This window comes from Blautia sp. BCRC 81119, from assembly GCF_003184505.1.
GTDB lineage: Bacteria > Bacillota > Clostridia > Lachnospirales > Lachnospiraceae > Blautia_A > Blautia_A fusiformis.
This window is the reverse complement of sequence record NZ_QJHD01000026.1, coordinates 17908-39263: the sequence shown is the minus strand read 5'-3', so window position 1 is coordinate 39263 and position 21356 is coordinate 17908. Positions and strand designations below refer to the sequence as shown.

The window sequence follows — 21356 nt, the reverse complement described above, 5'->3', positions numbered from 1 at the left end:
TGCAGCTGAGTGATTGAAGTAAGCAAAGTGCACTATGACGTGATTGCAATCACAGAAAAGAAAGTGCAGCTAAACATTACCCAGGCGGTTGAGGGCCTGGGATGGGAGGAAGAAGAGGACGAGCTGGCCATGAAAATAACCTTTGAGCTATACAATGCCAAGTATAACGGTTCCAGGCTGTCCTCTTTGATAAAGATCGGGTGCGTGGTGGCAATAAAAGCGTACTGGGGCAGCGGCAAGGGCATTGTGGCCATGGGAAATGTAACAGAGTGTGAGCGCAGCACAACGAAAGCCGACGAGGTTTTTAATGTGGTTGCTTATGACAACCTGTACAGTATGCAGCGTTCCCAGGACAATATTTATTTTGCTGCCGGAAAGGGCACCAAGAGCGCCCTGACGGAAGTTTTCAAAAACTGGGGCATTACCCTGAGCAGCTACAGCGGTCCGGATGTGAGTCACGCAAAGATTTTGTACAAAAACTCATACCTGGGCGACGTAGTGCGCGGAATCCTGGACGAAGCTAAGAAAAAAGGCGGAGGAAAGGCGATTGTACGGAGTACGAAGAACAAAGTTTCTATTGTGGCCGTAGGTGGCAACAAAGATATTTATCACTTTGAGGGTAACAACAGCGTGTCCAGTAAGCACAAAGTAAGCATTGCAAACCTTGTTACCCGCGTGAAGATTGTATCCTCTGAAAAAACGGACGGATTGCCAAAGGTTGAGGCAGTCAAGAACGGAAAAACAGAATATGGAATTTTCCAAAGGATTGTGAACCACGCCAGCAGCGACAACCTATCAGAGGCGCAGGAGACAGCACAGGAAATGCTGGACGAAAACGGAAAACCGAAAGAGACGGCAACCGTGCAGGCGCCTGATACCCCACCGGTGCGCAAGGGCGACATGGTACACCTGGCTGTCGGCGCGCTAAATGGCTTTTACATTGTCAAGAGCGTGCAGCATGACGCAGACAGTGGAAAAATGACTATGCAGGTAGAAAAAGCAGATACAACAGCCAAGAAGAAAACAACAAAGGCAAAGAAAAAGACCTACAAAGTGGGCGACGTCGTGAACTTCCACGGCGGCAAGCACTATATTAGCTCTTACCCAGGTGCAAAGGGCTACAACGTATCAGCCGGCCGCGCGAAGATTACAATCGCAAACGGCAGCGGAAAAGCGCACCCGTGGCATCTGGTATATGAGAACTGGTCCGAAACGCACGTTTATGGTTGGGTGGATGATGGCAGCTTTGATTGATAGGAGGCAGATATGGCAGAGAATAAAGGCAGCCCAGGTCTGAGCAAACTGGCCCGCGTGATATCCCAGCGGGCAGAGAACGTGGCCGGAAAGGCAGAGCGTGATCTAGTGCTGGATTTCGGCAGCATTAAAGGAGACATGAGCCTTTTAACAAATACTTTCCCCATACCGATACCGCGCAGTGATTATCATGTGTGCAGGCTTGTGGGAGGTCTGGCGTACACGATTTCCGGAGGCTCCCATGGAGGACATGAGGGAGGCAACGGAAGCCATACGCATACGGCCAAGCCACCACAGATCAAGCCAGGGGACCGCGTTCTGGTTGCCTGGGTGCAAAATGAGGCGGTTGTTATTGATGTGGTAAGTTAGGAGGCAAATATGGCAGAAAATCAGCTTTTTCCGGTGTTTGACTTGCCTGAGATACCAGACAACCCGGAATATGATGAAAGATATTATCCGTCCGTTTATTTTGATTTTGAAACGGGCGATTTTTTACGGGATGGAGCAGGCAGGATGATCACCAGCGCAGGCAGGGAGGCATATATGCAGTGGTGCCTGAAAGTTGCCAGCACGGAGCGGCTGAGCTGCCTGGCATACAGTGACGATATAGGCACGGAGTTTGAGGACCTGGCCGACATACCGGACAGAGAATCCCGTGAAAGCGAAATTGAGAGGACGATCACAGAGGCATTGCTGGTGCACCCAGCGACCGAGTACGTCCGTGATTTTGAATTTACCCATGAGGGAGACGAAACATATTGCAGTTTTACAGTAAAAGGGTACCCGTGGGAGGAAGATGAAACACTGAGCATACAGCTGTAAGGAGGTGAGAGAGTTGGCAAGTGATTTTATTGTACCTGAATTTTTGGAGGATTGTGACGCGGACACGATCCACGCAAGGATGATGGACGAGCTTCCGAATGACATTGACAAGACTGAGGGCGGCTTCCCGTGGGATTTTACAAGGCCCACGGCGCTGATCGCGTCAGAGTTATTGCAGTTTTATATTCCGGAAGCAATAAAACTGATGTTCCCGCAGTGGAGCAGCGGCAGCTTTTTGGACTACCTGGCAGCTGGATCGCAGACAAAAAGGAAAGCGTCTACTTATGCAGAAGCGGAGCTGACACTGACAGGAGAGCCGGGCACCATAGTACCGGCCGGCACTGTTTTTGCGACAGAGGCCAAGAATGATCAGCCGTCCATTGAATTTGCGGCAGTTGAAAGCTGCATATTGAACGAAGAGGGAAAAGGTACCGTGTTGGTGCGTGCGCTACTTGATGGAAAGCAGTCAAACGTAAATGCCGGCACTATTGTTTTAATGTCGGAACCAGTTGAGGGAATCCAGACGGTTACGAACAAAGAAAAAGCCACCGGAGGAACGGAGGAAGAAAGCGACGACGATTTAAGAGAAAGAATCATGGAAGCAGACGCCTCGGAGGAAACCAGTTATATAGGCAACAATGCCGATTATAAACGGTGGGCTAAGGCAGTAGACGGAATCGGGGACGCGATTGTTATCCCGGAATGGAACGGGCCGGAAACAGTAAAAATTGTATGCCTGGACCAGAATGGCGAGGGAGCGAACAAGACCCTGCTGGATGCAGTTTACAATTATATTATGTCTCCAGACAACCCAGCAGACCGACTGGCGCCACCAAACACAATCCTGACGGTAGCAGCGCCGGACCTGGTAAATATATCGTATTCCTTTACAGTTACGGTAGCAGATGGCTTTGAACTAAGCACCGTTATATCCGGGTTTAAAAAGCAGCTGGAAAGTTATTACAAGACGGTTGCGGACGACGGAGCCGTCAAGTACATAAAGGTCCATGCACTTCTGACCAGCACGCCAGGGGTTGAGGATTTTACAAACCTGCTGATCAATGGCAGTGCGGACAACGTGCGCATTGAAAATGACGAATATCCGTATACGCAGGGAGTTGAAGCAAGGGAGGCGGAGTGATGGATCTGGAAAATTTCCCTACACGGGAAAGCGCAAAAGACATGCTGAGCATGGTAAGCCCGATCTATGACCGTTCCTATGTTGGCAAGTGGATTTTTCAGGTCATGGCAGCACCCATGGAGCTTGCGCGCGAGACCGTGGAAGATATAAAAAAACAGGCGTTTCCGGAAACAGCAACCTGGTCGCTTCCCTGGTGGGAAGAACGTTACGGAATAAAAGGAAACGAGGGCAAAAGCCTGGAAGAACGGCGGCGCCCGATTGTGCAGAAACGAAACACAAAACGCCCTATGAACCCGTACCGTATTGCAGCCCTGGTGGCAGAAATTTCCGGGCGGGAGGTTGAAATCTATGAAAACGTAGCACCACACACATATGAGGTTATTATCCGGCCAGGCAGCAGCAATGTTGACCTGGCCGCTGTTGTTGAAGAAATTTACAAGGTTAAGCAGTCACAAAAGCATGTGCGGGTAGTTTTTGAAACGCCCGTGCGCCTGCAAGTACGGCCCACTGGGGCAAATTATTCATATCCCCACATTATGGCCGGTACCAGGCCGGATGTAAACCGGGTTGGAGCATTGCAGCCGTTTGAAGTGGATGTAAAACCAGAAGCAGCAGGCCTGGCGTTTGAGTATCCGACACCAGGAGAGGAGAAGCGGGCAGGAACTTATCCGGATGTGAACACAGTCGGAGAAATGACAGCCCCAGGAGTAAATGCTCGCATTACCGGAGAATCCGCCGGTATTGTATATAAAATTTGTGGAGCTACACGGCTCTAAGAAAGGAGGAGCACATGCTGACAGCAGACGCCATGAACGGCTTTAAGGACCATGTAAAAAAGACAGTTTCCCACGCCATGTATAAGATTAACAGCAGCTATTACAGGGCGGAAATTACAGACATTTACGTGGACAGCACGGGCAAGGTGGCTATTGATTTTACAATAAATCCCACCATGAGCGGCACCGTAAAAATCGCAGAGGTGCAGCTGTACAACCGCAGCGGCAAGTTGTGGCTGACAAAAACGGAGAACATTACTCGAAAGAGCACGCAAGAGGGTGTGTTTTACCGTTTTACTATTGAAATTACAGAGGTATAAGAGAGGAGGCAAAGACCTATGTATGGTATGACACCATGGAAAGACGAGGTTGTCCAGTACCCATACCGGTACAAAGAGACGCAGAACTCTGACGGCACAGTAGAACATGAGCCGTCCCCAGGTACCGTGATGCAGCAGGGAACCCCGCAGAGTGCAACCAATTTCAACCACATGGAAAACGGAATCCATGACGCCCATGTGGCAGAGGCTATTTTCATGCAGGCAAAAATGCACCAGCAGGAGGAAGTTGAGCGCCGCCTGGGAGAGCATGACGCAGAGTTTACGTCTGAAACCGGAGCGGTTACGCTGACCAACAGCAACAAGGTATTTTTTGCTTTTAACAACAGCGGCACAACGGTTGCTTTGAAAACCGTCCGCAAAACTATGAACTATGACCTTGATATTGAGGTCGTGGAAGTAGCAGGCGGCCAGGTTGGGGATGTGATCGTATATGACAAGCAGCTGAACGGCTTCAAACTGAAATTCGAGGGAAGCGCTAAGACCGTAAAGGTTAAATACAAAGTTAGAGGAGGTATGTACGCATGAGCGTAAAGGTTATTGAGAAAAACGCGGGAGAAAAAATCCCATTTACAGAAAGCGGCTACAAGCTGAATTTTGACGATATGCTGGCCATTAAGTGCGACAAGTACCAGAAAGACTGGCCAGTGCATAAAGATATCTGCATGGATGCAGATGGAGACTTGACCATGGGGACCGGCGACGGTCTTTTTTATGTTGCTGAGGTCGATATTCCGGCCAGAGAGTACGAGCAGCAGGAAGAGAGCAACCAGGAGGGCGAGGGAAAAGCTCCGGTTGCAAAGAAGCTGGACATGAGCCAGGTTACAGTGACATTGTGGGGACTGGAAAATCCGGTTGCCGCTGATGATGAAGAGGAGGAATAAGGTATGCAGTACGATTTAGCAGAATTTGCCCTGAAAATGGTAGCACCTAACAACAAGCTGATTTATGACGACAAGGGAATCCCGTCCGTTATGGTTTACGTGCCTAAGTTCAAAATGAGCGACGTGATCGACGGCGCCGGAGACAGCACACACCCAGCCTTTATCGTGAATGGTAAAGAGGTACCGGGAATCTGGATCAGCAAATACCAGAACATTGTAAATAATGGCCGTGCGTACTCCCTGCCTGGCCAGGATCCGACTGTAAATATTACCTGGGACACTGCCAGAGGATATTGTGAATCCAAGGGAAAAGGTTGGCACATGATGACTAAGGCAGAGTGGGCCGCAATTATGCTCTGGTGCAAAAAGAACGGTTTTCAGCCATGGGGAAATAATAACTATGGAAAAGACAGCAGAGAAACATTGCAGCAGGCAATTCCGGCTACATACGGAAGCGGAACAGATGCAGGAAAAATTTATCATGTTTTAACCGGTACCGGCCCGTTGACCTGGTCCCACAATAAACAGCTTGATGGAATTTGGGATCTGAACGGAAATGTTTCTGAGTGGACCGGAGCGCTCCGCACCGTAAAAGGAGAATTACAGTTACTTGAAAATAATAACGGCGCAAATAGCGACAACCCGCAGACTGCAGCAAGCTCCGCATGGAAAGCTATTGATGCAACGACAGGCGCATTTATTACGCCGGACGGCAACGGAACAACCGCGAACAGTATTAAGATCGATGCAACAGGAGCAGGCGGCGCCCAGTGGTGTAAAACCATTACAAAGACATCTGAGAACTTTAGTTGTGCACTGGGAGCTTTAACTTGTTCCGCAGACATTTCCGACGCTGCAAAGGCAGTGCTGAGAGCATACGGCTTACTACCAGTAGACGGAGCAAAAGCCTCTGATTATGACGACGACAGATTGTGGTTTAATAACGTTGCAGATGAGCGCTTGTTCCACTCCGGTGGCTACTCTGGCAGCGGCGCGAGCGCGGGTGTCGGTTACAGTGACGGCAACTGGACGTACCGTGGCCACGTGAGCGTGAACATCGGCTGGCGCTCCGCTTATGTGGATCTGGAATCTGTTGGCCTGTAATCTGATAGGGACGCGATAGCGGACCGATAAGGCCAACTAGATGCAGGAGGAACATGGAAGAGGTACAAATTGAAGATCGGGATGGGGACAGAGATCCCCTCCTGATTTTAGGAAAAATTGAAGATATGATGTTATACGCCTATCCGGTACTAAATGCGTACCCAAAGTATGAAAGATTTGTTTTAGCGGCAGACATAAAGCGGTGTATGGACCAGGCAATGGAAAGAACCATTGAAGCAAATAAAAAGTATTACAAGAAAACTACTTTGCAGGAGCTGGACGTGGAAATTGACAAGATAAGGAAATACATCCGCCTTTCATACCGGCTGAAATATATTGATTTCAAGAAATATAAGCAGTGGAGCGAAATGGTAAACGAGATAGGCAGAATGCTCGGCGGATGGATGGCGAGCATTAAAAAATAAATAACGTAGGGAATGGGATATAGCGCTTGTTCAACTCCGGTGGCAACTATGGCAACGGCACGAACGCGGGTGTCGGTTACAGTAACGGCAACTGGACGAACCGTGGCAACGTGAACGTGAACATCGGCTGGCGCTCCGCTCTACCCCCATACGCCAGATACAGGAGCGCCCACGGACGTCCTGGCAGTGCAGGGGGATAAAGGATCTCGTTCCCGCGCTTTATAAAGAGCGAAAAAGGAAAACAGCAGTGATGGCACCAAGGGGAGTCCCTTGTGCGTGGGTTATGTTTTGCGACAGCAGAACCACTGGCCCATCCGGGAGTAGAATACAGCGAAACCTGCACCACTGTAAAAAAATATGACAATTAGAAACGTATATTATGAGATAACCTCATTTCACACACTAATGGTCGCAGATACCCATGTATCAAAGGGCAAAAGGGAAAACACAGAAAGGCTGAGATTTTACGATAATAGAGAGGGAAACCTGGAAGAAATAAGCACTCTGTTGAGGGCTGGAAAGGTACCAAAAGTCGAATATCACAGTTTTTATGTATACGTGCCAAAGGTGCGGAAAGTTATATTTATTGACTACTGGTCCAAAGTGGTGCAGCGGGCAATATATGACGTGCTGAATCCTAAAATATGCCGGACGTTCATAGAACATACCTATGCGTGCGTAAAGGGACGCGGGCAGCTGGCAGCCATGGAACAGCTTTATACCTGGATGCGAGAAACCAGGACGTCCGGATCAGAATGGTATTATTACAAGTTTGATGTTGCAAAATTCTTTTACCGCATTGACCATGAAATACTTATGGATATTTGCAGGAAAAAGATAGATGATCCGCGAACCGTTGACTTGTTAGGGTATTACATAAACAATGATGCGGTTCCGTTCGGTATGCCATTGGATGCAAACCAGCTGACAATTACCGAGGAGCAAATGCTGTATGATTTAGGAATACCTATCGGCGGCGGCCTGTCCCATATGCTGGGTAATATGTATCTGGATCCACTTGACCAGTTTTGCAAGAGGGTACTGGGAATAAAACGGTATATCCGGTACATGGACGACATTATAATCCTGGACAATGACAAGGAACGCCTGAAAGAATACGGCAGAAGAATGACACAGTTTTTAGAGGAGCGGCTGCACTTAAATTTCAACAACAAGACAGCACTCCGGCCGGTGCGGGTTGGTTGTGAGTTTGTTGGTTTTGTTATTTATAACGACCATGTAATCCTGAGAAAAAGCACAACGCTTCGGATGAAGAGAACTCTCCGGAAAACGCGCCAGGACTACCACGACAACCTGATCACATTCAAGGAGGCAAACGCAACTATGCAGAGCTACCTGGCCATGCTGAGCCATGTGGATTGTAAGAAATTTAAGGAGAAATTGCTGGACGAATTTGTATTGACCCATGCGGATGATAATGGAGAGGAGCAGATCATAAACGTGATTGAAACGGGAGGAATAGGAGCACTTGACTATGAAACAATGTATTGCTGAGGTACTGGAAACCCAGTCGGAAATTATACAGCTGCAAAGGAATGTTATTGACCGCCTGGCGGCCGCATTATTGCAGCACAGTATGATTGAAGAGGAAGAACTGGCAATGATGCAGCAGGCGGCAGACCTGCAAAGAGGCATAGAAGAATGAAACCCATAAAAAGAATTGACCGCAGAGCTGGCCCTGGCCGGTTCTTTTATTTTGCAGAAAATTAAAATGATGAGGTAAGGGAGCATGACATTGAAAGAGATTTTAGAAACCGGCGGCGGTGTGCTGCTGATTGTGCTCACCCTTGTACAGATCGCACCTATCAAGGTAAACCCATGGAGCGTTATCGCAGCAGCCCTGGGGCGTGCTTTAAACAAGGATGTGATTGATCTGATTGAGAAAGGGAAAGCGGAAACGGCCAGGTACCGGATCATTCGCTTTAATGACGAAATCAGACACGACGTAAGGCACACGGAAGAACATTTCACACAGATCATAGAGGACATTGACACATACGAAAATTTTTGTGCAGAGCACCCAAAGTTCCACAATGGTAAAGCAGTGCGCTCGATTGCCAATATCCGCAAAATTTATGATAAATGTTGTGAAGAACATTCTTTCCTGGTTTGAACTGCAAGGAGTGAGACAAGGTTGAGAAAGTTATTTTTTAAGAAAAAACTAGATTATGAGAAGCGCATGAAAGAACTTGACCAGATAGCGGAGGAGCAGCAGCTGAGGCAGCGGGTACGCGACCGAGAGCGTGAGCTGGGACTGAGGCACACCAGGAAGAAACCGGCCTGGGGTAAGGCTATGATGGCGGTTGTATACGGTCTTTGTATTGAAATAGTAATCTATGCAGAGGTTGTTATGTGGATGCGCTTCGACTTGTCGGCACTGTACGCGCTGATCGGTGTACCAGCGGCCATGTTTGGAGTATTTTGGGCGTATGCGCAGAAATCCGCAAAGGAAAACACCAAGGGCGGCATTGTGTACGACATGAACATAAGGCAGGCAGAAACTGACGATCTGGCCGGAATGGAGCCAGAAAACAACACAGATACCGGAGAGGGTATCGGATAAGGAGCAAAAACATGACTTTAGAAATTTTTTTACTGGGATTGATGATCGTATCTATTTTTACGGGGCTGTTTACTGAGGGCATTAAGAAGCTGCTGGACGAAATGACAGTGAAGTACCACTCTAATTTTCTGGCCGGCGGTGTGGCCGTAGTGCTGTCCACCCTGGTAGGTGCCGGGTACCTGATTCTGACGGAGACGCAGATCAATGACAAGATGGCGGTATATTTAATTGCACTCGTGCTGCTGTCCTGGCTTGCTTCCATGGTCGGGTATGACAAAGTAATTCAGGCCATTGCACAGCTGAAAAGAACAGATAATAACGCACAGGGCGGCCGGTAAGGTCGCCTTTTCCTATGGGAGGGACGTACATGACAGAGCAGGAATTTATCAGCTTTATGGGGCCACTGGCGCAGGCAGACATGGCAAAAAGCGGCGTGCTGGCTTCGGTAACAACGGCGCAGTCAATCCTGGAATCCGGTCACGGTAGCACAGAGCTGGCCAGAAATGCAAACAACTTTTTTGGGATGAAATGCAGCTTATCCGGGAATACCTGGCCAGGAAGTACCTGGGACGGCATAAGCAAGTACCGGAAGCAGACCGGAGAAGAGGACGCGAACGGGAACGCCTACACAATTACAGCAGATTTCCGGAAATATGCGAGCGCTGCCGACAGTGTGGCGGACCACAGCGCATATTTACTGGGCGCCATGAATGGCAGCAAACAGCGTTATGCAGGCCTGAAAGGAGAAACAGATCCGGCGAAAGCTATCGGAATCATAAAGGCAGGCGGATATGCAACAGATACAAAGTATGTGAGCAAAGTCCTGAGTATTATCAACAAATATAATTTGACGAAATACGACCAGGCAACAAAGGGAGGAGTGAGCAACTTGAAAATTAACCAGAACCCGAACTTCGGAACACACAACACAAGCCCACGCAGCGGAGGAATTGAGTACATTGTTATCCACTATGTAGGTGCAACAGGTACCGCAAAGAACAATATCGACTATTATAATCAGCGCAGCACGACACAGGCCAGTGCTGATTTTTACGTCGGTTTCGAGGGAGAAATCTGGCAGTATAACCCGAACCCGAAAGCCCGTTACTGTTGGGCTGTAGGCGGCGGCAGACAGTCCAGCCAGGGCGGCAGCTTGTACGGCGTGGCCAGAAATGCCAACAGCGTGTCCATTGAAATGTGCGTAAGAAACAAAGGAAACAAGAACGCAAACAGCAAAGACTGGTATTTTGAGCAGGCAACGATCAACAGCGCTATTGAGCTGACTAAGTACCTCATGAAACTGTACGGGGTACCCGCTTCCAGGGTTATCCGCCATTTTGACGTAAACGGTAAATATTGCCCTGGTGTATACGGATGGAACTCTGCAAGCGGATCTGAGAGCGCGTGGAACGATTTTAAGAAGAAAATCGGCAGCGGTGCAGTAGCCACACCAGCAACACCGGCACAGCCAACTACTGCAAAGAAATACTACAGAGTCCGCAAGACCTGGGCGGATGCAGCAAGCCAGAAAGGAGCCTTTGAGAATTATGACAACGCCAAAGCGTGCGCTGATCAGAACAAAGGTTATAAGGTGTTCGACTGGAACGGCAAGCAGGTTTATCCGGTGGCAGCATTCCAGCCGTACCAGGTGCGCGTTGAAATTACGGACCTGAACATCCGGACAGGCCCAGGAACCGGATACGCCAAAACACAGTATATTCCAGTAGGAACCTATACCATTGTTGAGGAAGCGAACGGAAAGGGAGCGACCAAGTGGGGCCGCTTGAAATCCGGAGCCGGCTGGATCAGTCTGGACTATGTAAAACGGGTATAATAAGCCCGTTGTCTATTCTGTATCTTTTCGGCAAGACTTTTTGTCTGTTATTCCGGGATTTACAGAAATGAAAATATAGTGTAAAATGCGCCGAAGAGGGGGTTCTCAAGGGGGTCAGGCAAACGCCTGAAACCTGGGAACCACCCTCTTTTTTTATGCTTAAAAATAGTTGTCTATCTTGTATCCTTTTCATGCACTTCACTACACTAAAGTTTGTCTATTCGGTCTATGGAATATAAACCGCCATTGGTTTATAATAAAGACAGTTGAAAGAGAGATATGGAGGTAAACGAAATGAGTGTAGCAGAAACAATTTTACAGCAGTTAGGCGGCCAGAGATTTACAGCAATGACAGGCTCAAAGAATTACCTGGCAGACGGCAATAGCCTGAGAATGACACTTGCAAAGAACCACAGCAAGGCAAACCGCCTGACAATTACCCTTGACGAGGCAACAGACACATACCGGATGCGCTTTTATAAGTACACAGCGGGACGCCTGAACAAGAAAACCTTTGAATGGGTACCAGACAAAGTTGTTGAGGTAGCAGAGTTTGACAATGTATATTGCGACACGCTGCAGGAACTGTTTACACAGGTAACATGGATGTATACCAGATTATAAGAAAGTGGAGGGCATGATATATGCAGATTAAAAGATTGAGAAATACACATTTTGGAACCAAGAAAATCAGCCGCATGGTAACAGGTTGGGCGCTGTACGAGCCGGGAAAAGGTTGGGTTGCCTTTAGTGCAGACCGTGACGAGTTTGGTATTTTGGTACCATACATCCCGTGCGGTGGCAAGAGAGCACTGCAGAGCATTTTGGATGCTGGCGGCTTTTGTAGCTTTGAGGGTATGGAGTACGTGCAGGAGCTGGCAGCGTAAGCTGCCGGATCCGGAAAGGGGCAAAGATGGCAAGCAGAAATTATAAATATTACCAGCCAAACGACAAAGACCTCAAAGACAATTACGGGGATTGTGTTGTAAGAGCACTTACAAAGGTAACAGGTAAAAGCTGGCCGGAGGCATTTGAGGCGTTGCTGCCTTATGCCATAGAGCTGCAGTGTATGCCAAACAGCCAGGTATGCTATGAGAGATACCTGAAAGAACACGGCTTCGAGTACCACGGAATTAGCAACAAAAAGGGAAGCAAGCGCCCGACGGTGGACCGGTTCGCAAAGGATCACAAGGCAGGTACCTTTTTCCTGAATGTGGCCAATCATTGCGTTGCTGTTGTGAATGGCATTTACTATGATACATGGGACTCCGGGCAGAAATGCCTGTATGGTTACTGGGAGAGACAGGAGGCAGCGGCATGGTAAAAAGAGAATGGTACCGGGACCGGTACAACAGCAAGAAAACATGGGAGGTCGTAAAGATGGTAGGCGGCTACTATTTACGCCAGTACGTTGACGGGCAGCAGGTAAATACCGGACTCCGGACAACAAAGGCTTTTATTGCAAGCATTGGCATATTTGAATTTGAAAGAATCGCATAGGAGGGCAAAGATATGACGAATTTAGCAAACAAAATCGGTGGCGCATTATTTGGTGTAGCAGTAGGGGACGCACTGGGCGCCCCGCTGGAATTTATGAACGCAAAGGAAATCCAGCACAAGCACGGAACCGTGAAAGAAATGATCGGCGGCGGATGGCTGAACGTAAAGCCGGGAGAAGTTACCGACGACACGCAAATGACAATCGCAGCAGCCCTGGGCGTAGCAATGCACCCGGATAATCCGGAGCCGTGGGCGGGCAAGCACTTTGCAGAGTGGGCCATGGGTGGCCCGAAAGATATAGGCGGCACATGCCGCAGCGCGATCACAAACGCCCTGCAGATGATGCTGAGACGGCCAGATCTGAAAAATTGCAAGGGCCTGGCACCTTATGAGTTATGGGAGCAGGCGGCACAGCTGACAGCGCAGCAGAACGGGAACAGAAGCGCGGGCAACGGCGCCCTGATGCGTACCGTGTACCCTGGTCTGTACTATACAGACGAGAGCAGAGCCGTAGAGGTTGCGGACAGAATCGGACGCCTGACGCACTGGGACGACCTGAGCGCGGAGGCTTGCCAGCTTTATACAAAAATGGTATACTATTTAATCATGCACCATGCAGATACGGTGCAAAAACTATGCAACGGTCTAAACGACATTACAAGGGGCACACGATACAGCCGAAAGGCAGAGCCGGCAAACCTGAACCCTAGCGGCTTTGTGGTTGACTCTTTACATTGCGCCCTGCACTGCCTGAGAAGTACAAAGAACTTTGAGGCGGCCGTTGTTAAAGCTGCAAACCTGGGAGGAGACACGGACACAATCGCAGCTATTACCGGAGGGTTGGCCGGTGCCCTGTATGGATATGAAAAGATTCCGCTCCGGTGGCGTATGGTACTGGACAGCGACACAAAGAGCACGTTGATCAGCCTGACAGGCGACGCAGCGAAAAACCACATGGAGGCATAAAGATGGCATACGGTAGGAAATTAAAGGGAACCTCGCGCCGGGTACCCATTACAGTCCACGCACCACTTGATCGGCTTGATGCTATTGACGAGTACGTGGAAGAGAGGCGCCAGCAAGAGGGGAAAGCATACAGCCGCTCTGATTTTTACGAGGAGGCAGCCGCCTTGTATCTTGAAAAGCTGGGAAGAGGGCAAACAGAATGATGTGTACCAGAATTGTACCGGAAATTTTGAGAGCCAGAAAAGCCATGAATAATATAAATAATAAAAGCAATAAAAACGTGTATGAAACATACAAAAACAGTAGCCGCTAAAACGTTGTTATTGAGTTTGAATAGTAAACAGGGAGCCGGGAAGCCGCATAAATAGCGGACTTTCCGGCTCTTAGTGTGTGGCGTGATACCTTTTTGATACCTAAATGTTATTTGATTATTTTTTTGAGATGTTCAACTTGTTGCATTATATTTGCATCCTCTTTTAACCGATATAAAGGCTGTGAAAAGTTTCTAACAGTGCTAATAAAATCTAATAGTTTGGGTGCAGTGACATTGCTTTCAGCTTTAGTAAGTAGAGATTTGTACTGATTCAAACATAAAGGGAACTGTAATTTGCTGGAAATTTTATCGTGTGTGAATGAAGTTATTGCGAGCATGAATTGAACTTGAGTAAAATTATCAATTAATTCGTTATATATGTCTTCTGCTCCCCAGCATTTACCATTTCCGTTTGTTAAGTATGCGTCAATTATTACCATAGTATAATAAGCGTTAATCTGGATTGGAACTCCGTGCGACCCCACTAGTCGTTGTACTTGTTTTGCATATGGAGGTTCTAAGTAAAAGTTGTTTATAGTAGCGTTATGAGCATTATATAAATGTTCCAATTCAATTTTTAATTCGGCACTTCGTATAGACTCAGGCAGGTATGACTCTGCATTAACTATTTGTAAAAATTCTCTAGCTAGTTTTGCTTCAGTCTGATCATTATTAATTTGGAATTTGCTGTATTTAATTCCACAATTCCATTTTACATCTTCATCTACTAAATACCATAGTTTAGGCAATAAAAGTTTAATATTCCTCTTGGTATCGCTTGTTGTATCTATCCGACAATAAATACCAAAGAAGCCATTACAAAGAGAATTGGCTTTTTCAGAAGTTAATTCACAAAAGAAATTGCTAATAGTTTCAGCTTCTGCTTCATCTAAAGTGTTTGTCTTGATATTACGTAATAATTTTCCGATTTGGATAGTTAAATTGGATAATGGGAGAGATATTACTTCTTTAATACAAGTTTCTAGCCAATCAATTAGTTGTAAGCCCGTTAATTCAACCTGATTGGGATGAGCAGCGCTAGCCCAATTTCGCATGAATTTTATATTATCAAGTAGACGATAACCAATATCAGAAATCAAACCGATTTCTTTAGCACCTTGAATAAGTTCACTATCATCAATTTTTACTAAATCATCTTCTGTAGATAGCTTAGTTCTTTTATCTGATGTTACTGCTAAATCAAAAAAATACTGAATATCATATTGAGAGACACGAAAACGTAACTGACTTACAGTTTCATCCCATAGGTAGTTTAATGCAGCATCAAATAATCCAGCACTTACCGCAGATAAAAACTTTGAGATATAGGTGGAAGTTTCCAGAGTTTCAGATGAAAGTGGTTCTAATACATCTTCTATATTTTTAAAAACCTTACGACGTTCATCCACTTTTACTAAAATATTGTTTGTGGGTAAGCCTAAATATTCGAATACACTCAACATTTTTTCATCATAGGCTGTTAATTCGGTGGCTAATTCGCGACTACTCGCAGTAATTAATTCGTTTGGCATAAAGCTCCTTTCTAATGGTTTTTCCATTTATAAGTATTGTTGCATTTATCAATATTATCATAGTCAACACTACTACTGGAGGCAGGCCAGTTGATTTTCCATTCAAAATATTCGTTTTCTGAAATTTCTCCGCTTTTTAGCTGTTCTTTCCGCAGATACCATTCACGTAGAAATTCATTTACCAGGCCGTAATCAATCCACATACCGATAGGAGCATGAGCAGGCCATTCGTCACTATCATTATAGCGAACAGACTTATCATCAGAAGCATTGCACTTGTTGGGATTGCGGATAAGCTGGAACAGATGAAAGGTATTGCGGTTGTCCTCGTCAAGCCAGAAAAAAGTTTGCATAATGTCCTCGGCGCAGCCGGGAGCTTCGGTAATAAAATTTATATAGTTGACATTCAAAATCCTGGCAATTTCCATGAGAGTATCTTTTTTGGGAACACGATAACCGGATTCATATTGTGCTACACGAACATCAGCGTTGCGTTCCTCATATCCCAGCTTCAAGCCTAGTTCCCGTTGTGTTAATCCCCGAAATGTGCGGACTCTCTTAATTCGTTCTCCCAGTATCATAATTCTGTGTCCTTTCCTTAAACTTTACAAATTACACACCATAATCCATTCTTTTTTGTTTTCCCGTATAATATCAAAACCGATTTTTTGATACATTTTAGCCGCATAATTAGCCTTTTGAACGGAAAGTGAAACACGTTTATAACCATGTGTTTTCAACAAAGATAGCATTTCTTTCATCATATCGGTTCCTATCCCCTGTCCCCGGTATTCTTTGTATAGAGAGATGGAAAGGGAGGGCGTTTTATCATCAATATGTCCGTAATCGTGTATAATGCGTACCCAGACAGCACCAACGATTTTTTGCTCAACTTCTGCGACTAATGCGAAATCAGCTTTTGATGCCCCGAAGCGGTCAATATAAATCTGTAATTCGGGAGAAGCGATAATATTTTTCGGTGGCGGCTTTATACCGTCTGGAATAAAAATAGCTTCGTATAGAAATTCATTCAATAGAGGATATTCCATTACCGTCATTTCTCGTATCGTGTATTCCATAAAGCCCTCCTGTGAAAATAGTTATCCCGTTTCCTACATTGTAGCATACCTAAAATAATACGGCAACAAAAACTTATCAGAAATGCTAAATTTAACAAAAAAGATAAATTTAACAAAAAAGATATTGACAATAGCGGAAATGTTAAGCATAGTGAAAATACAGAACTTAACAAAAAAGTTAAAAATCCAAAAGGAGGACGTGTATTTGAAAAATGATTTATTTGTAACAGCCGGAGAAGTGGCGCAGGACTTAGGCATTTCCAAACCATTTGCTTATAAGCTGGTGCGGCAGATGAACGAAGAACTGGAAGCAAAAGGTTTTATCACAATCGCCGGACGAGTGAGCAGAAAATACTATGAAGAAAAATTTTATGGCATGGCACAGGCGAATTAGGAAAGGAGTGAGATTATGGCGGCGTACAAAGACGAACAGCGGGGAACATGGTATGTGTCCTTTCACTATTATGACTGGACTGGTAAGAATTGCCGGAAAGTTAAGAGGGGATTTAAGACCAAACGGGAAGCAACAGAGTGGGAACGGCATTTCCGTATGAAAGAAGCGGCTGACTTGGATATGACTTTTGAGGAATTTGTTCAGGCATACACAAGAGATATGAAGCCGAAACTGAAACACAATACCTGGCTGACGAAAGAGCATATCTTGAGGACAAAGCTACTGCCCTATTTCAAGGATAAGAAAATGCGTGATATTCGTCCGAAAGATATTATCCAGTGGCAGAATGAACAGATTTCCTATCGTGATGAAAAAGGAAAGCCCTATGCTCCGACTTATTTGAAAACTCTGCAATCAGAATTGAGTGCACTGTTTAATCATGCGGTACGGTTCTATGAACTGAAAAGCAATCCTGTTGTAAAGGCGGGGCCGTTGGGAAAGGGAAAAGCGGAGGAAATGCTGTTCTGGACAAAAGAGGAATATCTGAAATTCATTGAAGCGGTAAAGGACAAACCATATTCCTATCATGCGTTTCAGATATTGTACTGGTGCGGTTTACGAGTGGGCGAACTGTTAGCTCTCACGCCGCAGGATATTGATTTTGATAACAAAGTCATTCGGGTAACAAAATCTTATCAGCGATTGGAGGGTAAAGATGTAATTACAGACCCAAAGACTCCGAAAAGTAAACGAAATGTAAGTATGCCGGATTTCTTATGTGAAGAACTGAAAGATTATATCGGCAGATTGTACGGGATTCTTCCCACTGACCGTATCTTTCATCTGACAAAAAGCTTTCTGCACCATGAAATGACAAGAGGGGCGGAAAAAGCGGGAGTGAAACGCATTAGAATCCACGATTTGCGACATTCTCATGTATCACTGCTTATCAGCATGGGATTTTCGGCGGTATCAATCGGAAATAGGGTGGGGCATGAAAGCGTGGATATTACTTATCGCTATGCTCATATGTTCCCGACGGAACAGACACAAATGGCAAAATTGCTGAATGAAGAATTTAAGGAGGGCGCAGAGGAATGAGCGGCACACACAAATATCCGACAATCAGTTTCCGTATCTCTCCCAGAGAGAGGGAAGAAATCGAAGCAAAGATTTTCACAAGCGGCATGAAGAAAAAAGATTATTTTGTCCGTTCCTGCATTTATAACCGGGTGTGCGTGGTAGGCAAGAAAGAAACAGTTTATCAGATTGTGGAACGGTTGCAGGAAATGGAGAATCGGCTGGTGGAACTGGCGGAGCAAATTGATGGCAAAAATCCGGGGATTACTTCCGAAGAAATCAGAGATTTGCGGGAAGCCTATGAAGATATGCTGAAAGCAATTCTTTGGATGTTGGACGGTGCAAGGTATCTGTGGCAAGGCGAAGAAAAAAGCCCTGACAGCGGCAACTGTTAGGGCTGTGATAACTGGAAAACCTCTGTTATCAATAATCACAATTCAAGTATAGCAGAGGTTTCTTCCGGTGACAACGAATTTTTCAAAAATGGAGGACATTATGGCAGGAACGAGAACAGAATTACAGATGATTAAAATGTCGGAGATACAGTCGCAGGAGGTGGCGTGGCTGTGGTTTCCGTTTATCCCTTATGGAAAGCTGACAATTGTGCAGGGCGATCCGGGGGACGGTAAGACAACGCTTGTGCTGAACATAGCGGCGAAACTGTCAAAAGGCGAGGGTCTGGACAGCAAAATGAAACTGACGGAGCCGCTGAATGTGATTTACCAGAGTGCGGAGGACGGGCTTGCAGATACGGTTAAGCCCCGTTTGGAAGTGGCAGGAGCAAATTGTGAAAATATTTCCGTCATTGACGAGAGCATAAAATCACTTTCCATGATAGATGAACGTCTGGAAGAAGCAGTCATAAGGACAAAGGCGAAGCTACTGATTTTAGACCCGATACAGGCGTATTTCGGCGGCGGTATGGATATGAACCGGGCAAATGAAGCAAGGGATATGACAAAGAAGCTGGCGACTCTGGCGGAGAAATATCAATGTGCCATTGTACTTGTAGGGCACATGAACAAAGCGGCTGGAAATAAGGCAGCATATCGGGGCATGGGTTCCATTGATTTCTTTGCGGTGGCAAGGAGCGTCCTGCTGGTCGGCAGAGTAGAGGGCGTAGCGAATATAAGGGCGGTAGTCCAGATAAAAAACAATCTGGCGGCGTTTGGGCACCCGAAAGCCTTTGAGTTGTCGGAGGACGGTTTTCACTGGCTCGGAGATTATGAGATTACCGCCGATGAAGTGTTGGGCGGTATCGCTCCGAAAGCGAATAAGCTAGAACAGGCGAAGCGTCTGCTCCAGGAAGTGGCAGAAACAAACAATGCCATGCAGAGTAATGAGATTTTCAATCTTGCAGAGGAACAGGGTATATCCAGACGGACGCTTGAAAATGCGAAAAAGGAATTGAGTATCAGAGCAAAGCGGATAAACAATTCGTGGTATTGGGAACTGGATAAAATCAAGCCGGAATAAGGCAACAGCGCAACAATGCAGAGTATATAGAATTTGCGAGCTTGGTGTCTGCAAGGTTGCAAAAGATATAGACCTTGCGTTGTTGCGGTCTTGAAAAGGAGTGCGAATATGATACGACAGCCAGAATGTGAACAAATATTTTTACGAGAGTGAAGCCCGGAGGATTGCCGAACTCAATGAAATATTCGGAGATATAGAATTGACTGAGGCAGAAATGCGGACGCTGATATGGCTTGCCAGATGGGATGAATATACGATAGAAAATGTACTTTCGGCTATCCGAAAAGCTATAGCGGCGGAAGTAAAGCGGCGGCAACAGCTGCCCCGTCCGTAGGACGGAAAAGCCCCCGGCAGGGCGCAAAGGCAGCTTTTGATGGACGGAACGGCTGTCAAAAGTGCTTTTGCGTTACTTTCGACGAAAGTAACAAAGCTTATGCGCCGTATCCGGCGCTGATTGCCCGGAAAGGGAGAAAGGATATTGATTGAAGCGAACTATCAGCTTTATGACAGGAAAAGGCTCTGTCAACCATAATAGCAGAAAATTCCATGCAAAGAATACTGACCCGGAGCGAAGCTGTCTGAACGTGGAATATTGCAATGAAAATGTTAAGGACGTATATCACGAATTGTTTGATGAAGCGCTCACCCGGTATAATGAGAAGCAGACCAGAAGTGACCGCCGGATTGACGATTATTATGAGAAAATCCGTTCCGGCAAACAGGAGAAGCCATTTCATGAGATTATCCTGCAAATTGGGGATAAGGACAACATGGGGGCAAAGACGGAGAACGGACGACTTGCGGCAAAGGTGCTGGATAAATATATGCGGGATTTCCAGCGGCGAAATCCTACGTTAAGAGTATTTAGTGCCTATCTTCATATGGACGAAGCAACGCCCCACTTGCATATAGATTTTGTACCGTATACGACAGGAAGCAGGCGGGGGATTGATACAAGAGTTTCTTTGAAACAGGCGTTATCTGCTCTCGGATTTAAAGGCGGTACAAGGCGGGAAACGGAATTAAATCAGTGGGTAGCTTATGAGAAAGAACAGCTTGCCGCTGTCGTGCTGGAACATGGGATTGAGTGGGAGAAGAAAGGCACACATGAAAAGCATTTATCTGTTTTGGACTTTGAGAAAAAGGAGCGGGCAAAGGAAGTCGCAGAATTGGAGCAATCTATTTCTGACGGAAAAGAGCGATTATCAGATATTCAGATTCAGCATAGAAAAGCAGTGCAGGAAACAGAGCAGATACGGCAGAAGGGCGAAGCAATCCGGCAGGAAGTATCGGAACTTTCGGAAATAAGTGATTTGCTGAAGGAGCAGGCGACAACGCTGGCAGAGGACAAGAAAAAGCTGCTGTCTGATAATGTGAAATTGGAGAAGCAACAGAAGAAATTGCAACAAGATATTGAAAAAATGGTTCAGTCTAAGGCAGTCATGGAACGGAACATACACGCTTATGACGAGGATGAGAAGTGGCAGCTGCCTGAACCGGCGGCGTTGATGTCTGCAAAGGCTTATAAGGATAAAAAAGCTTTTCCGCTTGTGGAGAAATTGAAAGAAACGATAAAAGCACTGACAATTAAATGCGTCCAGCTTGCAGAACAGGGAAAGAAACTAAAAGAAAAAGTTACCCGGCAGGAGCAGCAGATCAGTCGCTTGACAGATAAGGTCATGGAGCAGAGCGGCATTATTGACCGATTGCAGGAGAAAACGGAAGATTTGGGGCGTTTGGAACGCTATTTCGGCAGAGAACAGGCGCAGTCGACAGTTGAGCGGTCTAAGGCTCTGGAATGGGCAGAAAAGGAAAATAAACGTCCGAAACGTGTATTTGATATGAGCAGATAGG

Annotated in this window: 31 protein-coding genes; 28 read left to right on the top strand and 3 right to left on the bottom strand. The window is 46.3% G+C overall.

Going from position 1 to position 21356, the window contains the following annotated elements:
* Positions 1-9: 9 nt before the first annotated feature.
* From DMI82_RS14975 to DMI82_RS14875, 22 genes are all read left to right on the top strand, one after another.
* Complete coding sequence (locus DMI82_RS14975) at positions 10-1254, top strand: XkdQ/YqbQ family protein (protein WP_110103755.1); 1245 nt, start codon at positions 10-12, stop codon at positions 1252-1254.
* 12 nt (positions 1255-1266) lie between these two features.
* Complete coding sequence (locus tag DMI82_RS14970; protein ID WP_110103754.1) at positions 1267-1623, top strand: hypothetical protein; 357 nt, start codon at positions 1267-1269, stop codon at positions 1621-1623.
* A 9-nt stretch (positions 1624-1632) separates the two neighbouring features.
* Positions 1633-2076, top strand: a complete 444-nt coding sequence (locus DMI82_RS14965; RefSeq protein WP_110103753.1) for a DUF2634 domain-containing protein — start codon at positions 1633-1635, stop codon at positions 2074-2076.
* Between the two features lie 13 nt (positions 2077-2089).
* Positions 2090-3217 carry a baseplate J/gp47 family protein gene (locus DMI82_RS14960; protein ID WP_110103752.1) on the top strand — a complete coding sequence of 376 codons (1128 nt, stop codon included), beginning with the start codon at positions 2090-2092 and terminating at the stop codon, positions 3215-3217.
* Positions 3217-3993 (top strand): putative phage tail protein, encoded by a 777-nt coding sequence (locus DMI82_RS14955; RefSeq protein WP_110103751.1) that lies wholly within the window; start codon positions 3217-3219, stop codon positions 3991-3993. The genes DMI82_RS14960 and DMI82_RS14955 overlap by 1 nt, the downstream gene beginning before the upstream one ends.
* Before the next feature lie 14 nt (positions 3994-4007).
* Positions 4008-4313: a hypothetical protein gene (locus DMI82_RS14950; RefSeq protein WP_110103750.1), complete on the top strand. Its 306-nt coding sequence runs from the start codon at positions 4008-4010 to the stop codon at positions 4311-4313.
* A gap of 18 nt (positions 4314-4331) precedes the next feature.
* A complete protein-coding gene (locus tag DMI82_RS14945; protein ID WP_110103749.1) occupies positions 4332-4859 on the top strand; it encodes a hypothetical protein in 528 nt (175 codons plus the stop codon).
* Positions 4856-5215, top strand: a complete 360-nt coding sequence (locus DMI82_RS14940; protein ID WP_110103748.1) for a hypothetical protein — start codon at positions 4856-4858, stop codon at positions 5213-5215. Before DMI82_RS14945 ends, DMI82_RS14940 begins: the two co-directional genes overlap by 4 nt.
* A 3-nt stretch (positions 5216-5218) precedes the next feature.
* The gene (locus DMI82_RS14935) at positions 5219-6319 is read left to right on the top strand and encodes an SUMF1/EgtB/PvdO family nonheme iron enzyme (RefSeq protein ID WP_110103747.1); all 1101 of its coding nucleotides are present in this window, start codon (positions 5219-5221) and stop codon (positions 6317-6319) included.
* 53 nt (positions 6320-6372) lie between these two features.
* Positions 6373-6744 (top strand): diversity-generating retroelement protein Avd, encoded by a 372-nt coding sequence (avd, locus tag DMI82_RS14930; protein ID WP_110103746.1) that lies wholly within the window; start codon positions 6373-6375, stop codon positions 6742-6744.
* A 357-nt stretch (positions 6745-7101) separates the two neighbouring features.
* Complete coding sequence (locus DMI82_RS14925; RefSeq protein ID WP_110103745.1) at positions 7102-8259, top strand: reverse transcriptase/maturase family protein; 1158 nt, start codon at positions 7102-7104, stop codon at positions 8257-8259.
* Entirely contained in the window at positions 8240-8410 is a 171-nt protein-coding gene (locus tag DMI82_RS19865) for a hypothetical protein (RefSeq protein WP_015525465.1), read from the top strand. The genes DMI82_RS14925 and DMI82_RS19865 overlap by 20 nt, the downstream gene beginning before the upstream one ends.
* An 84-nt stretch (positions 8411-8494) precedes the next feature.
* On the top strand, positions 8495-8878 hold the full coding sequence (locus DMI82_RS14920; protein ID WP_110103744.1) for a hypothetical protein: 384 nt from the start codon (positions 8495-8497) through the stop codon (positions 8876-8878).
* Positions 8879-8899: 21 nt separating this feature from the next.
* Complete coding sequence (locus DMI82_RS14915) at positions 8900-9328, top strand: hypothetical protein (RefSeq protein WP_110103743.1); 429 nt, start codon at positions 8900-8902, stop codon at positions 9326-9328.
* Positions 9329-9339: 11 nt separating this feature from the next.
* A complete protein-coding gene (locus tag DMI82_RS14910; protein WP_242981848.1) occupies positions 9340-9666 on the top strand; it encodes an aminopeptidase in 327 nt (108 codons plus the stop codon).
* Positions 9667-9695: 29 nt separating this feature from the next.
* On the top strand, positions 9696-11162 hold the full coding sequence (locus DMI82_RS14905; protein WP_242981847.1) for a glucosaminidase domain-containing protein: 1467 nt from the start codon (positions 9696-9698) through the stop codon (positions 11160-11162).
* A gap of 294 nt (positions 11163-11456) precedes the next feature.
* Complete coding sequence (locus DMI82_RS14900) at positions 11457-11786, top strand: hypothetical protein (protein ID WP_110103742.1); 330 nt, start codon at positions 11457-11459, stop codon at positions 11784-11786.
* 20 nt (positions 11787-11806) lie between these two features.
* The gene (locus DMI82_RS14895; protein ID WP_110103741.1) at positions 11807-12049 is read left to right on the top strand and encodes a hypothetical protein; all 243 of its coding nucleotides are present in this window, start codon (positions 11807-11809) and stop codon (positions 12047-12049) included.
* A gap of 26 nt (positions 12050-12075) precedes the next feature.
* Positions 12076-12486 (top strand): hypothetical protein, encoded by a 411-nt coding sequence (locus tag DMI82_RS14890; protein WP_110103740.1) that lies wholly within the window; start codon positions 12076-12078, stop codon positions 12484-12486.
* Positions 12480-12662 (top strand): hypothetical protein, encoded by a 183-nt coding sequence (locus tag DMI82_RS14885; RefSeq protein ID WP_110103739.1) that lies wholly within the window; start codon positions 12480-12482, stop codon positions 12660-12662. Before DMI82_RS14890 ends, DMI82_RS14885 begins: the two co-directional genes overlap by 7 nt.
* A 12-nt stretch (positions 12663-12674) precedes the next feature.
* Positions 12675-13628: an ADP-ribosylglycohydrolase family protein gene (locus DMI82_RS14880; RefSeq protein ID WP_110103738.1), complete on the top strand. Its 954-nt coding sequence runs from the start codon at positions 12675-12677 to the stop codon at positions 13626-13628.
* Positions 13629-13630: 2 nt separating this feature from the next.
* Positions 13631-13831 (top strand): hypothetical protein, encoded by a 201-nt coding sequence (locus DMI82_RS14875; RefSeq protein WP_110103737.1) that lies wholly within the window; start codon positions 13631-13633, stop codon positions 13829-13831.
* Positions 13832-14048: 217 nt separating this feature from the next.
* Here DMI82_RS14875 and DMI82_RS14870 read toward each other — a convergent pair whose 3' ends face one another.
* Genes DMI82_RS14870 through DMI82_RS14860 form a run of 3 tightly spaced genes read right to left on the bottom strand, consistent with a single transcriptional unit; the run spans position 14049 to position 16552 of the window.
* On the bottom strand, positions 14049-15473 hold the full coding sequence (locus DMI82_RS14870) for a hypothetical protein (protein ID WP_110103736.1): 1425 nt from the start codon (positions 15471-15473) through the stop codon (positions 14049-14051).
* 11 nt (positions 15474-15484) lie between these two features.
* Positions 15485-16054 (bottom strand): helix-turn-helix domain-containing protein, encoded by a 570-nt coding sequence (locus tag DMI82_RS14865; RefSeq protein WP_110103735.1) that lies wholly within the window; start codon positions 16052-16054, stop codon positions 15485-15487.
* A 24-nt stretch (positions 16055-16078) separates the two neighbouring features.
* Positions 16079-16552: a GNAT family N-acetyltransferase gene (locus DMI82_RS14860; protein ID WP_110103734.1), complete on the bottom strand. Its 474-nt coding sequence runs from the start codon at positions 16550-16552 to the stop codon at positions 16079-16081.
* A 205-nt stretch (positions 16553-16757) separates the two neighbouring features.
* Here DMI82_RS14860 and DMI82_RS14855 point away from each other — a divergent pair, with 205 nt between their 5' ends.
* The 6 genes from DMI82_RS14855 to DMI82_RS14830 all read left to right on the top strand — a co-directional run bounded on the left by DMI82_RS14855 (position 16758) and on the right by DMI82_RS14830 (position 21355).
* Positions 16758-16946 (top strand): MarR family transcriptional regulator, encoded by a 189-nt coding sequence (locus DMI82_RS14855; RefSeq protein WP_087306154.1) that lies wholly within the window; start codon positions 16758-16760, stop codon positions 16944-16946.
* A gap of 15 nt (positions 16947-16961) precedes the next feature.
* On the top strand, positions 16962-18047 hold the full coding sequence (locus tag DMI82_RS14850; protein WP_110103733.1) for a site-specific integrase: 1086 nt from the start codon (positions 16962-16964) through the stop codon (positions 18045-18047).
* Positions 18044-18421: a plasmid mobilization protein gene (locus tag DMI82_RS14845; RefSeq protein ID WP_110103732.1), complete on the top strand. Its 378-nt coding sequence runs from the start codon at positions 18044-18046 to the stop codon at positions 18419-18421. Before DMI82_RS14850 ends, DMI82_RS14845 begins: the two co-directional genes overlap by 4 nt.
* 100 nt (positions 18422-18521) lie before the next feature.
* Positions 18522-19502 (top strand): AAA family ATPase, encoded by a 981-nt coding sequence (locus DMI82_RS14840; protein WP_110103731.1) that lies wholly within the window; start codon positions 18522-18524, stop codon positions 19500-19502.
* Positions 19503-19701: 199 nt separating this feature from the next.
* Entirely contained in the window at positions 19702-19836 is a 135-nt protein-coding gene (locus DMI82_RS20485; protein WP_278308659.1) for a hypothetical protein, read from the top strand.
* Positions 19837-20005: 169 nt separating this feature from the next.
* Positions 20006-21355 (top strand): plasmid recombination protein, encoded by a 1350-nt coding sequence (locus DMI82_RS14830; protein ID WP_110103729.1) that lies wholly within the window; start codon positions 20006-20008, stop codon positions 21353-21355.
* Position 21356: the final 1 nt, after the last annotated feature.